We start from the raw sequence: 13,542 nt of genomic DNA, 5'->3' as shown, positions 1-13,542 counted from the left end.
CAGACCCAACACCAACGCAAGCAGAAGAAAGAACGGGAGACGGACCAGTGGCCGACAACGCGCGGGCTAAAAGGCTGGCGGACCTCATCCGGGAGGTGGTGGCCCAGAAGCTGCAGCGCGGGATCAAGGACCCGCGGCTCGGCTCGCACGTCACCATCACGGACACCCGGGTCACGGGTGACCTGCGGGAGGCGACCGTCTTCTACACGGTCTACGGCGACGAGGAGGAGCGGAAGGCCGCGGCTGCGGGCCTGGAGAGCGCCAAGGGCATCCTGCGCTCCGAGGTCGGACGCGCGGCCGGTGTGAAGTTCACGCCGACCCTGACCTTCGTCGCGGACGCCCTGCCGGACACCGCCCGGACCATCGAGGACCTCCTCGACAAGGCACGGCAGTCCGACGCGAAGGTCCGCGAGGCCTCCGCGGGCGCGTCCTACGCGGCCGGCGCGGACCCGTACCGCAAGCCGGCCGACGAGGACACGACCGAGACGGACGGCGACGCCGCGGAATGACCCAGAAGCACACCACGCCCGACGGCCTCGTCATCGTCGACAAGCCGTCGGGCTTCACTTCGCACGACGTGGTCGCCAAGATGCGCGGGATCGCCAGGACCCGCCGCGTCGGCCACGCCGGCACCCTCGACCCGATGGCGACCGGCGTCCTGGTCCTCGGGGTCGAGCGCGCCACCAAGCTCCTCGGGCACCTCGCCCTCACGGAGAAGGAGTACCTGGGCACCATCCGCCTGGGCCAGAACACGGTCACCGACGACGCCGAGGGCGAGATCACCTCGTCCACCGACGCCTCCAAGGTGACCCGGGACGCCATCGACGCCGGGATCGCCAAGCTGACCGGCGACATCATGCAGGTCCCCTCCAAGGTCAGCGCCATCAAGATCGACGGCGTACGGTCGTACAAGCGGGCCCGCGAGGGCGAGGACTTCGAGATCCCCGCCCGGCCGGTGACGGTCTCCTCCTTCACGGTGTACGACGTCCGGGACGCCGCCGCCGACGACGGCACCCCGGTCCTCGACCTGGTCGTCTCCGTCGTCTGCTCCTCCGGCACCTACATCCGCGCCCTCGCCCGTGACCTGGGCGCCGACCTCGGTGTCGGCGGCCACCTCACCGCGCTGCGCCGGACCCGCGTCGGGCCGTACAAGATCGATACGGCGAAGACGCTGGACCAGCTCCAGCAGGAGCTGACCGTGATGCCGATCGCCCAGGCCGCCGAGGCCGCGTTCCCGCGCTGGCAGGTGGACGCCCGGCGCGCCCGGCTGCTGCTGAACGGCGTCCGGCTGGAGATGCCCGACGCGTACGCGGGCGCCGGTCCCGTCGCCGTGTTCGACGCCGAGGGCCGCTTCCTCGCGCTCGTGGAGGAGCACAAGGGCAAGGCCAAGAGGCTGGCCGTCTTCGGCTGAGACACCCCGTCACGCATGCTGCCCGTGGAGCGGCGGCCGGCCACGGGGGTGAGCCCCTGCCGCCGCTCCACGGTCCCCCCCTCGGTTCCCCCACCTCTAGGGATATCCAGCGGCTCCCGTCGATTCACCCGTCCGGGCAGGCGCTCGGAGTGAACCGGGGGAGCGGAAGGGGGCGCTTTCGCCACGCGATCTGTCCCGCCGATCATCACGCGCCTACCGTCGGGGACAGGGCACGCGGTAAGGCGGGGAGGTAAGGCCATGGCGGGACGGGGCCCGCGCACCGGGGGAGGTCGCCGGGCAGCGGCGGACGGTACGCGGGAGACGGCGGAAGGCTTCCGACGGCCACCACGGGACCGGACGGACGGCGGGAGCACCACAGCGACCGGCCGCACCGGCTACACCACCGGTATCGGCTACACCACCGGTATCGGCTACACCACCGGTACCGGTCCCACCGGTGTCCCTCGCACCGCAGGTCTCTCAGACTCCACAACCACCACCCCCGGCACGCACCACGACGGGCCCCGCCCCGACCCGGCCCTCGTCCAGATCCGCGACCTCGCCGGCCGCCCCCGAGGGGTCGGATTCCTCGCCGATCACCACGGCACACTGATCACCAGCCACGAGACCGTCGACGGTCTGCCCCGGCTGGTGCTGCACGCCGCGGGCGGCGACCTCACCTGTGTGGTCGGCGCGGACGACGTCACCGCGCTGCCCGACCTCGACCTGGCCCTGGTCCGCACCGAGGGCCTGCGCCTGGACCCGCTGCCGCTGACCGTGCGGGATCGGATCGACCCCGGAACGTATGTGCGGGTCCCCGCGGGCTGCTGGCGGGAGGCCCGGGTGCTGGCCGCCACCGAGGTGACGTACACGGCCACCGACCGCTTCCACCTGCTGCCGGACGCCCTGGAGCTGGCCATCGGCACCGCCGGCCGGGATGCGCTGCGGCTGGGCGGCGGGGCGGCCGGGGGACCGGTGCTGGATGCGGAGACCGGCGCGGTCCTCGGCGTCCTCGGCACCGCCCTGCACTCCGCGCAGCGCGACGCGGGCTTCGCGGTGCCGCTACGGCCCGCCGGCGGCCCCCTCGCCGACCTGGTCGCCCGCAACGAGGCCACCGTGCCCGCCTACGGCGCCGACCTCAACCTGGCCGGCATCCTGCAGCTCACCGCCACCTCGGTCGGCCAGGACGGCCCGCAGGGCCTCCTCGCCGGTGCCGTGGAACCGGTCGAACGCGCCGGTGTCACACAGGAGTTGGCCGCCTTCGCGGACGGCGACCGCAGCGTCCTCGGGCTCGTCGGTGCCTCGGGCAGCGGGCGTACGACGGAGCTCGCGGGCCTTGCCGCGCGCCGGGCCCGCGGTGAGCGGCCCGCCCCGACGCTGTGGCTGCGTGGCGCCGACCTGGAGGACGCCGACGGCTCCGTCGCCGACGCGGCCCGCCGCGCCCTGGAACGGGCCGCCCGGATCGTCGCCGCCGCCCACTGCGTGCACCCCGAATCCCTCGGCGACCTCACCCCCGAGCACCTGGCCCACCTCGCCGCCAGGTCGGGCCGCCCGCTCCTGCTCCTCCTCGACGGCCCCGAGGAGATGCCCCCCGTCCTCGCCCACCGCCTGCCCGAGTGGACCAGCGGCACGGCCACCTGGCTGCGCGAGACCGGGGCACGCCTGGTGGTGGCCTGCCGCGAGGAGTACTGGGAGCGCGCGGGGGCGGAATTCCCCACCGACCTGCTCCACACCCCGACCCCTCCGCCGGCCCCCACGCCTCCGGCTCCGGCGAGCCCGGCAGCCACCTTCGGCCCGATGGCTTCAGCGACGCGGGCGGGTTCGGCTGGTTCTGTGGTTTCTTCGGCTGCGGGGGGCCTGGGGGGTTCCGCTGGTCCTGTGGGCTCTTCGGCTGCGGTGGGCCTGGGAGCTCCGGCTGGTCCTGCGGTCTCTTCGGCTGCGGCGGGTCCGGCAGGTTTCGGCGGTTCTGCGGTGTCTTCGGGGCCGGTTGGCTCCGCAGCCGCGTCCGGTTCCATGGCTTCAGCGGCTCGGGCGGGGTCGGCTGGTCCTGTGGGCTCTTCGGCTCCGGCGGGCCCCGCAGCCGCGTCCGGTTCCATGGCTTCAGCGGCACGGGCGGATTCAGCGCGTCCTGCGGTTTCTTCAGCTGCGGTGGGCCTGGGAGTTTCGGCTGGTCCTGCGGTGTCTTCGGCTGCGGTGGGTCCGGCGGCTTTCGGCGACCCTGCGGCGTCTTCGGCTCCGGTAGGCTCCGCAGCCGCCTCCGATTCCATGGCTTCAGCGGCGCGGGCCGGTTCACCGGGTCTTGCGGTCCCTCCGGTTCCCCGGGGACCGGGAGGTTCAGCCGATCCCTGGGGCCCTTCGGCTCCGGCGGGACCGGGAGTTCCAGCCGACTCCGCAGTCCACGCGGCTGCAGCGCCTCCGGCCGGTTCTGACGCGCCCGCCGCCGCTCCCGCCTCTGCCGGTCCGCTGACGCCCGCGGCTGCCGCCGCCATGGCCGCTTCGGTTGGTCCCGATGGCTCCGCCAGCGCCACGCCCGTGATGACCGCCCCCGGCACCCCCATCACTCCAACCACTCCGACCACTCTCACCACCCCCCTCCCACCCTGTCTGCGCCTCCCCGACCTCACGGAGGACGAGGCCCGTCTGGCCCGTGCCCGCTACGGCATCCCCGACGGTGCGCTCTCCGCGCGTGACGCCCGGCATCCGCTCACCCTGCGCCTGCTGTCCGAGGTCCGGGCCGCCGCCCCGGATGCGCGGATCTCCGGGCCGGTCGACCGGCATGAGGTGTTCGCGGCCCACCTGGACCTGATGTGCCTGCGGATCGCGGTCCGGCTCGCCATGGAGAGCGGCCTGCGCGGGGCCGCCGTACGCCGGCTCGCCGCGCGCGTGGCCGGGCAGGTGCACGAGGCCGCTCGGCGCAGCCTCGGCCCCGGACAGGGCGAGCTGGACCGTGCGTCGTTCGAGGCGGTGTTCCCCTGGGGGCCCGCCCCGGCCCGGCTCGGTGGTGGCGCCGGCTGGGCGTCCGCCGTGCTGACCGAGGGCCTCCTCGTCCCGGCCGGCAGCGGCTACCGCTTCGCGCACGAGGAGCTGGCCGACTGGATCCAGGGCATGCACCTCGACCTCGACGAGGCTCTGCGCGCCCTGGTCCACCGCGCCCACAACCCGCACCCGGTGCCCGTGCCGCACCATCGCGTCGGACCCGTCGTCCAGGCCCTGCTGCTCCTCGCCCGGCAGTGCGGCGCAAGCCAACTGGCCGCGCGGCTGCGGGACTTGACGGACGCCCTGGACCGCGACCCCGGCTCCTGGTGGGCCGCCCGGCTGCTCGCCCGCACCCTGCTCCAGGTCCCGGACGCGACGCCGTACACCGAGGTGCTGCGGCTGCTCGCCGACCGGATCGTCGGCTGGCGCCGCGCACGGCGGCCCGTGCCGGCCGAGTTCGCCCCCGGTTTCTGGACCGAGCTGCCGCTCCGCGACACCGACCGGCTCGACCTGCTGCGCCGGCTCGTGCTGGCCGACCAGGCGCCCCCGGAGGCCGGGGAGCGCTACCTGGACGCCGTCGCCCGGCTGCTCGCAGCCGCACCCGGCGTCGTACAGCCGCGGCTGACCTGCTGGTTCGACGACGAACGGCCGCTGCCCGCGACCCCGCACGCCACCGTCGCGACCGCCGCACAGGCGCTGCTGCACACCCACCGGCACGGGGCGCTGGACGACCTCACCGAGATCCTGGTGGCCTCGGCGCACCGGCGCGCAGACGAACTGCTCGCCACGCTCGCCGAGGACGAGCCGTCGGCCCTCTGCCGGGCCGTCGACCGCTGGGCGCACGACGAGCGCCCCGCCCGCCGGGTCGCGGCCGTGGCCTACGGCCTGCGCGCGGCTCCGCACGTCCGCTCGGAGGCCGACCGCGAGCTGCTGCGCTACGCCGCGCTCGCCCTGCTCGCCCGCCCCGCCGACTGCACCCTGCACGGCGGCGCCCTCGCCCTGCTGGTCCGCGACCCGCTCACCCGCGACCGGCACCTCGCCGACGCCCTGCGGCACTTCGCCGACGGCGACCCGCAGTTCCCGCCGAGCGCCCTGGCCCGCGCCCTGGCCACCCACCCCGAACCGGTCCTGGAGGCCTTCCGCGCCCGGCTGCGCGGTCCGCACCCGGGGGAGGCGCTGCGCACGCTCACCGACGTCACCACCCCGGCCCTCGCCCGCCGTGTCGCGCCCCTGCTCCAGGAGACGGTACGGCTGCGGCCCCGGACCGCCGGACAACTCGCCGCCCACGTCGACCGGCGCCTCGCCCAGGGCCCCACCGCCCGCCCGGTCCTGCTGCCCCTGGTCACCGGCCTGCTGGACGACGCCCCTGAGCAGCTGCGCGCGGCCCTCGCCGGCGTCCTCGCCGCCGCGGGCACCCCCGCCTCCCGCCCGCTGCGCCGCGAGCTCCTGGAGCTGCTGCTCGCCCGGGAACAGGAACCGTCCGTGCTGGACGCCGTCCTGCACGCGGCGGCCGAGCTCGGCGACGGCCGGGAGGAGGAGGTCCGCGGGCTGGTCCACCGCACCGGTCTGCTCCTCGTCCGTACCCCCGAGGGCGCCACCCGCTTCGACCGCGGCCTGGTCGACCTCGGCCGGCACGTGCCGGGCTTCGCGGCCCTGATGGCCCGCTGGCTGGCCGCCGCCCCGGACGACTGGGCCGCCGTGGTGGGCCCCAGCACCCGCCGCATGCTGGAGAACCTGGCCGGCGTCCGCGTACCGGCGTGAGCGGCCCTCTGGAGGACGGCGGTGGACGTGCGCCCCGTCACAGCCCCGATACCGATGCGGGCCCGCGGCACCCGGCATGGCACCCTTAGACCTGCGCAAGTCTTAAGCGTCGATATGGACACGGTTCGAGGAGCGGTCACAGTGCAGCGCTGGCGTGGCTTGGAGGACATCCCCCAGGACTGGGGGCGCAGCGTCGTCACCATCGGTTCCTACGACGGCGTCCACCGCGGCCACCAGCTGATCATCAGGCATGCGGTCGACCGCGCCCGCGAGCTGGGCGTCCCCGCCGTCGTGGTCACCTTCGACCCGCACCCCAGCGAGGTCGTCCGTCCCGGCAGCCACCCGCCGCTGCTCGCCCCGCACCACCGCCGCGCCGAGCTGATGGGGGAACTGGGCGTGGACGCGGTCCTGATCCTCCCCTTCACCACCGAGTTCTCGAAGCTCTCGCCCGCCGAGTTCGTGGTCAAGGTCCTGGTGGACAAGCTGCACGCGAAGGCGGTCGTCGAGGGCCCGAACTTCCGCTTCGGCCACAAGGCGGCCGGCAATGTGGAGTTCCTCGCCGAGCAGGGCAAGGTCTACGACTTCGAGGTCGAGGTCGTCGACCTGTACGTCACCGGCGAGGCGGGCGGCGGCCTGCCGTTCTCCTCGACGCTGACCCGCCGTCTGGTAGCCGAGGGCGATGTCGAGGGCGCCCGCGAGATCCTGGGCCGCCCGCACCGCGTGGAGGGCGTGGTCGTCCGCGGCGCCCAGCGCGGCCGCGAAATGGGCTTCCCGACCGCCAACGTCGAGACGCTCCCGCACACCGCCATCCCCGCCGACGGCGTCTACGCCGGCTATCTGCACGTCGAAGGCGAGGCCATGCCGGCCGCGATCTCCGTGGGCACGAACCCGCAGTTCGACGGAACCGAACGCACGGTGGAGGCGTACGCCATCGACCGCGTCGGACTCGACCTGTACGGCCTGCACGTCGCCGTCGACTTCCTCGCCTACGTGCGCGGTCAGGCGAGGTTCGACACGCTGGAGGCCCTCCTGGAGCAGATCGCCGCGGATGTGAAGCGGTGCCGGGAGATCGTGGCGGCGGAGGCGTAGGCCTTCGGCGGTTCTACGACACGCAAGGGCGGCCGGTGCGATGAGCACCGGCCGCCCTTTGCCGTGCCGTCCTACTGCTGCGGCGGAGCCTGCGGAGGCTGCTGGCCCTGCGGGGGCTGGGGGTAGCCGTACGGCTGGCCGGGCTGCGGCGGTTGGCCCTGCTGCGGGGGTAGGGCTGCCGGCCCGGGGCGGCCTGCGAGTAGGGCTGACCGGGCCCGGCCTGCGGGTAGGGCTGCTGACCCGCTGCCTGCGGGTACGGCTGACCCTGCTGGGGCGGATAGGGCTGTCCGGGGCCCTGCGGCGGATACGGCTGGCCCGGCACGGGCTGGCCCGGCATGGCCTGGCCCGGCATCGGCGGGGCGGCCACCGGCGGCGGGTTGCCGTCGCTGGTCCACAGCCCATGCGACTGCTGGTGCCGTACGAAGTCCTCGGCGACCAGCGCGGCGAGGTTGAAGTACGCCTCGCGCGTCCGCGGCCGCATCATGTCGAGGTCGACCTCGGCACCGGCGGCCAGATGCTCGTCGAAGGGCACGACCACGACCCCGCGGGTGCGCGTCTCGAAGTGGGACACGATGTCCTCGACCTTGATCATCTTGCCGGTCTCGCGGACCCCGGAGATGACCGTGAGGGACCGGGAGACCAGGTCGGCGTACCCGTGCGCGGACAGCCAGTCCAGCGTCGTACTGGCGCTGCTCGCACCGTCCACGGAGGGCGTGGAGATGATGATCAGCTGGTCGGCGAGGTCCAGCACCCCGCGCATGGCGCTGTACAGCAGGCCCGTGCCGGAGTCGGTCAGGATGACCGGGTACTGCCGGCCGAGGACGTCGATCGCGCGCCGGTAGTCCTCGTCGTTGAACGTGGTCGAGACGGCCGGGTCCACGTCGTTGGCGATGATCTCCAGGCCGGAGGCCGCCTGCGAGGTGAACCTCCGGATGTCCATGTAGGAGTTCAGGTACGGGATCGCCTGCACGAGGTCACGGATGGTGGCACCCGTCTCCCGGCGCACGCGCCGCCCGAGCGTACCGGCGTCCGGGTTGGCGTCGATCGCGAGGATCTTGTCCTGCCGCTCGGTGGCGAGGGTGGAACCGAGCGCCGTGGTCGTGGTGGTCTTCCCCACGCCGCCCTTGAGGCTGATGACCGCGATCCGGTAGCAGGACAGCACCGGCGTGCGGATCAGCTCCAGCTTGCGCTGCCGCTCGGCCTCCTCCTTCTTGCCACCGATCTTGAATCGACTCGACGCCGCGGTGGGCCGCCCGCTCTTCGCCTTCTGCTTCTTGTTGTTGAGCAGCCGGTCGGCGGAAAGCTCCACGGCAGCGGTGTAACCGAGCGGCGCGGCACCGGGGTTCGTCGGCTGCCGCTGGTCGTGCTGTACGGGCTGCGGCCACGCGGCACCGGACCGCGGATCGACCGGGGCCTGCGGTGCCGACGGGACCTGTGGGGCCGACGGGGCCTGCGGTGCCTGCGGGTTCCCGGCCGCGGGCGCGCCGCCGGGTCCCTGCGGGTTCTGGGGCGCCTGGGGGAAACCGTAACCACCGGGCTGAGGCTGGGCGTTGGGGTCGGGCTGCGGCGCGGGCGGCTGGAGGAAGCCGGGACCACCGGGCTGCGGCTGGGGCTGAGGCTGAGTGTTGGGGGTGCCGGGCTGCGGGAAGCCGTATCCGGTGGGCGGGGTGGGGCCGTTGGGGTCGGGCTGCGGCGCGGGCGGTTGCGGGAAGCCGTAACCACCCGGCTGCGGCTGGGCATTGGGCGTCGGCTGGGGTGCGGGCGGCTGGGGGAAGCCGTAACCGCCGGGCTGGGGCTGGGGGTTCGGCTGCGGCGCGGGCGGTTGAGGGAAGCCGTAACCACCCGGCTGGGGCTGGGCGTTGGGCGTCGGCTGGGGTGCGGGGGGTTGCGGGAAGCCGTGAGCGCCCGCCGCGGCCGGTCCCGCCGGGTTCGGCTGCGGTCCCGGCGTCGGCGCCGTCGGCTGTCCGGCCGCGTTCGGCTGACCCGGCTGCGGCGCGGTGGGCACGCCGGGCTGGTTGGTCTGGTGCGGTTGGTTCGGCTGGTTCCAGGCGGCCGGCGCGGGCTGCGGCGCCTGCGGCTGGAACGGCGGCTGCAGGCCGGGCACGGCACCCGGCTCCTGCGCGGCCGCCGGCTGCGGCTGACCCGGCATCGGACCGGGCTGCTGCGGCGCGGGTGCCTGCCCGGGCCACTGGGCGGCCGGAGCGGGTGCCGCCGGCTGGTAGGAGGGCGGCAGCGGCGGCACCCCGCTCTGCGGCGCGGGCGGCGCGGGCGGCGGAGTCCAGGCGGGCCGGGCGTCCTGGGGCGCGGGGGGTGCGGGGGCCTGGGGTGCGCCGGTCTGCGGGGCGCTGTCCGGCTGGGCGGGGCTCTCCGGCGTAACCGGCTGAGGCGTGCCGTCCTGGGCGGCGGCGCGGTCCTGGGCGGTCACGCCCGTGGTTACGGCGTCCTGCGTTACCGGCTCCTGCGCCATGGCGTCCTCCGCCATGGCGTCCTCCGCCATGGCGTCCTCCGCCATGGCGCCCTGAGCCACGGCGTCCCGCGCCACGGCGTCCCGCGCCACGGCGTCCGTGGGCTCCGCGGCGTCCGTGGGCTCCACGGCGTCCGTAGGCTTCACGGCGTCCGTGGGCACTGCGGTGTCCGTGGGCTCCACTGCGTCCGTGGGCTCCGCGGTGCCGGACGTCGTGCCCTCGGCGGTCCCCTCCCGGGCACCGTCCGTGTCCCCGGCCGTGGCACCGGCGTCGCCGTGGGCCAGGTCCGCGGGCGCGCCTTCGTCCTGGTCCTCGTGCGCGGCGGCACCGGCGCCCTCGGGCGCCTGCGCGGCGGCGGCATCGCGCCCGGGGCCGTCCTCCACGGCGACCTGGTCGCCGGACTCCTCGCCCGCCTTTTCCCCCGCGCCCTCGGCGGAGCCCTCCGCGGACGTGTCGCCCTCGGCACTCGCGGAGCCCGTGGCTTCCCCGTCGGTGGTGGCCGTACCCGCCACCTCCGCGGAGCCCTCGTCGCCGGACCCGATCTGCTGCGCGGCCGCGGCAGCGCGCTCGGCGATCTCGGCCATCTCTCGCTTGAGAGCCACGGCGGAGAACCGCATGGTGGCCCCGCTCTCCAGATCCCCGTTGTCCGGCTCCGGCCCGACGGCGGGGGCGGTGGCAGGGGCCACGGCCTCCGGCTGTATCTGCGGGGCGGGTTGTGCCTGCGGGGCGGGCCGCGGCTGCTGCAGCTCGAAGCCGTCCGGCAGCTGCGGCATCGGGACGGGATTCCCGACGGGCGGCACGGGCGGCACGGGCGCGGCATAGGGGGCGCCCTGGGCCGGCGGCGGGGGCGGGGGCGGGGGAGCGTACGGAGCGCCCTGCGGCGGGGTGCCGGAGGGCTGGGCGGCGGGCGGTGGCGGAGTCGCCCCGTGGGCCGGCGTGTTCGAGGAGAACGGCGGCGCCGGGGAGGCGGCGGGAGCGGCCGTGCCGCCGGAGTCGTTCGCCCCGGGGGAACCGCTCGCGCCGGCGGAACCGGCCCCGCCGGGCGCGTTCTGCGTGTACCAGGCCGGAGGAGCGTAGTCGATGGTGAACTCACCGGTGGTTTCGACGGCGTCCGCGTCGGGCTGGTCATCGCCGGGTGTCGCCCAGCCCCCGCGCATCCCGTCCCGATCGCTGCTCACAGTTCCTCCTGGTGTGGTCGAGCACCCTCATGCCGTGCCGGGGCGACCATGTCTTGTCGTTCCGAGTCGTCCGTGGTCGTTCGGGGCAGTCCGAGTCGGTGGACCTCCCCCTGGGACACCGACATCGGTCCACGGTCGTGCCAGCGCGCCTGCTCCCAGCCTAATCACCACGAGCCGTACCTCGGCAGGCCCGCCCACCTCTGACCACTCGGCCGCCGGGTCACGGGTGCCCCGAAATGCCCGTACCGCCCCATGGCTTGCCGGAGGAATCAGGGAGCAATCGACCGACAAGCGGCGAACAGGGAACGCGCAGGCTAAGAACAAAAGGGATAGGCAAGGGCAGTTCAGTCCATCCGGCGTGGTGTGCCCAACAATCCGGTCTCGGCGTCGGTGGGTTGGGTCATCACCTACTGCCGGTCACGATCCGTGCACCACAGGGTGACACCGTCGGGCAGCGACGGCAGCAGGGTCAGCACCGACTGCCAGGGACCGGACACCACGCGTCCGCGCGGCGGCCGCATACCGCAGTCCCGCACCACCAGCACGGGCGTACCGGCAGAGGCGCCCTGGGGCGGCACGCGGCCGACGTCGTACACGGACAGTCCGTGCTGCCCGCCTCCCATCGCGTGCACCATCTGCATCCAGGCCTGGGGCCGCCCGGTCTCCACCGCGACCCGGGCGCCCGTGGCCGCCGAGCGCAGCGCCGGCACCTGCGCCGTCCGCAGACCACCGATCAGCACGACGCGCGTCCCGCACCAGGGCGACCGGCAGCGGCTGCCGGTTCCGCTCGGCCCGCAGTGCGGTCGCGTCGGCCCCCACCTGGAGCACGGCCGTGACAAAGGTGCCGTCCTGGAGCAGAGGGCAGAGCGCTCCATCTCCGGCCATGGCCGCCTGGTCGGCTGGGGCGTGGTGGACCCGGTCCGCGCCCTCACGGAGGACGATCACCCGGTTTCACTTCGGCACACCGTTGCAACTGAACCGTCGCAGAGTCCAGTTGGTCGCGAATTGCACAGTGACTACAGTGGTCGACAGCTCGACGAACGGGGAACGGGGAAGGACGGGTGGAACGCCGAGGATGCCCCATACGCCCGGGGAGAATGCCTGGAGCGACTGGCCCTGTCGGCGCGGCACGCCACGGCGTCGTGGGTGGCAAGCCCGTCTCGGGCCGTACGCCGGGTGCGGTGTCCGGTTCCCGTGTCCCGCGCGGCATGGTCGTCGGCGCCGAGGAGCCGGTCTCCTCGGCGCAGCCGAAGGGCGCTTTCGGGCAGCGAGGAGTTGTCGGCGTGCCCAGGGCGAAGGCGGATCCCGGCACGGGCCGGTCGGTGCTGCGTTCTGTGAGCAACTCCGAGGGCGTGATCGGTGTGCTGCGGCATGCCGCCGGACCGGCACTCGCAGGCGCCGAAACCAGCGCCCGTGGCGCAGTACTCGGCCGCGGCGCGGTCGGTAACCGCGGGAAGGCATCGAAGTGGCAGCAGGCACTCAGGAGAAGCAGACCGAGTGGGACAATGAGGCCCGGGTCATCCACGCGGCTCTCCGCGCCATCGGCCACGCCGTGCACCTCGCCGGCGGTGACCACATGGGCGGCGACAAGAAGGCCGCCGGCTACTTCATGTAGGCAGCCGGAACCGATCGGCACCTCGCGGTAGCGGGGTGGGTACGCACGGAGGGTGCCCACCCCCGGTCACGTCCGGGACCGGCCCGGCAAAGCGGAAGAACAGGACGGGGAATGCAGGCCGGGTGTGGCCGCCGGGGAAGTGCCGGGCAGAGCCGCGAAAACGCAGCGGCGGGAGGGCCCGTACCATCTGATCACCGCGCTGGACGATCCCCGTACCAGGGTGCCCGTCCCGGAGCGGCGGTACATCGCCCGCAGCGGCGACGGTCAGCACACCGTTCTGCTCTCCCTTCCCCTCTCCGGCAGTGATCCCCGCCCCTTCCTGACGGAGGCCGATGCCTCCCGCTATCTCCTCGGCCCCTGCGCGTTGCCGGCCACCGCGCTCGCCGGTCCGGATGAGCCCGCGTGGTGCTCCCGCCCGTACCTGCCCGCCCTGCCGCTGCCCACCGCCCTCGCCGTACACGGCGGTCCGCTGCCGGAGCGGACCGTACGCGCGCTCGGCGTCGCTCTCGCCGAGACGCTGGCGGTCGTGCACGGGCAGGGGCTGACCTTCGCGGGCGTATCTCCGGCGGCCGTCCTGCTCGCCGCCGACGGCCCCCGTCTCTCCTGCTTCGGCGCGGTGCGCGCGGCGGCGCCCGACGGTGCTTCCCGCTCAGGGCTGCCGGGTCTCGAACCGGGCAGCCTGCCGCCGGAACAGGCATCCGGCGGGCGCCCGCAACCCCTTGGTGACGTGTACGCCCTCGGGGCGACACTCGCCTACGCGGCCACCGGGTACACGACACCGGAACGGGACGAACTTCCCGCCGCCTTCCGCGCGGTGATCGCCCGATGCCTCTCACGTGACCCGGGCAACCGCCCTCAGCCGGCAGAACTGATCGACGCCCTGGGCGGTGACACCGGGACGGAAAGTCGTGCCACCGCCCACGGCCGGCTTCCCGGGCGGGTCATCGCGGCCCTCGCCCATCAGTCGGCGGCCGTCCTCATGGCGGAGATCCCCCATGAGGCCGCCCCCGCATCGCCCGCCGACCCGATACCCCACTCGAACTGAAG

General features: G+C 74.6%; 6 protein-coding genes and 4 pseudogenes. 6 read left to right on the top strand and 4 right to left on the bottom strand.

Annotated elements, in window-relative coordinates:
- Window positions 1–47: 47 nt before the first annotated feature.
- The 4 genes from rbfA (at window position 48) to BFF78_RS12600 (ending at window position 7,237) form a co-directional block, all read left to right on the top strand.
- Window positions 48–509: a 30S ribosome-binding factor RbfA gene (gene rbfA / locus BFF78_RS12620; protein ID WP_069778418.1), complete on the top strand. Its 462-nt coding sequence runs from the start codon at window positions 48–50 to the stop codon at window positions 507–509.
- Window positions 506–1,411, top strand: coding sequence for a tRNA pseudouridine(55) synthase TruB (gene truB / locus BFF78_RS12615; protein ID WP_069778417.1), 906 nt, complete (start codon window positions 506–508; stop codon window positions 1,409–1,411). Before rbfA ends, truB begins: the two co-directional genes overlap by 4 nt.
- Before the next feature lie 258 nt (window positions 1,412–1,669).
- Entirely contained in the window at window positions 1,670–6,148 is a 4,479-nt protein-coding gene (locus BFF78_RS43160; RefSeq protein ID WP_227025824.1) for a hypothetical protein, read from the top strand.
- 141 nt (window positions 6,149–6,289) lie between these two features.
- Entirely contained in the window at window positions 6,290–7,237 is a 948-nt protein-coding gene (locus BFF78_RS12600) for a bifunctional riboflavin kinase/FAD synthetase (protein ID WP_069778416.1), read from the top strand.
- A gap of 71 nt (window positions 7,238–7,308) precedes the next feature.
- On the opposite strand, the pseudogene BFF78_RS12595 reads toward BFF78_RS12600, so the two are convergent.
- From BFF78_RS12595 to BFF78_RS50130, 4 pseudogenes are all read right to left on the bottom strand, one after another.
- Window positions 7,309–10,085 (bottom strand): annotated as a pseudogene (locus tag BFF78_RS12595) (nucleotide-binding protein).
- Between the two features lie 717 nt (window positions 10,086–10,802).
- Window positions 10,803–10,859: pseudogene (locus BFF78_RS50135) on the bottom strand (hypothetical protein); the annotation flags it as partial.
- A gap of 365 nt (window positions 10,860–11,224) precedes the next feature.
- Window positions 11,225–11,623 (bottom strand): annotated as a pseudogene (locus BFF78_RS12590) (hypothetical protein); the annotation flags it as partial.
- Window positions 11,613–11,738, bottom strand: a pseudogene (locus tag BFF78_RS50130) (type VII secretion protein EccE); the annotation flags it as partial. The pseudogenes BFF78_RS50130 and BFF78_RS12590, both read right to left, overlap by 11 nt.
- Window positions 11,739–12,345: 607 nt before the next feature.
- Here BFF78_RS50130 and BFF78_RS46145 point away from each other — a divergent pair.
- Both BFF78_RS46145 and BFF78_RS12585 read left to right on the top strand, forming a co-directional pair.
- Entirely contained in the window at window positions 12,346–12,495 is a 150-nt protein-coding gene (locus BFF78_RS46145; RefSeq protein WP_159032996.1) for a hypothetical protein, read from the top strand.
- A 124-nt stretch (window positions 12,496–12,619) separates the two neighbouring features.
- The gene (locus tag BFF78_RS12585; RefSeq protein ID WP_069778415.1) at window positions 12,620–13,540 is read left to right on the top strand and encodes a protein kinase family protein; all 921 of its coding nucleotides are present in this window, start codon (window positions 12,620–12,622) and stop codon (window positions 13,538–13,540) included.
- Window positions 13,541–13,542 lie beyond the last annotated feature (2 nt).

It is taken from the genome of Streptomyces fodineus (assembly GCF_001735805.1).
Lineage (GTDB): Bacteria > Actinomycetota > Actinomycetes > Streptomycetales > Streptomycetaceae > Streptomyces > Streptomyces fodineus.
This window is presented reverse-complemented; position numbering and strand designations above follow the sequence as displayed.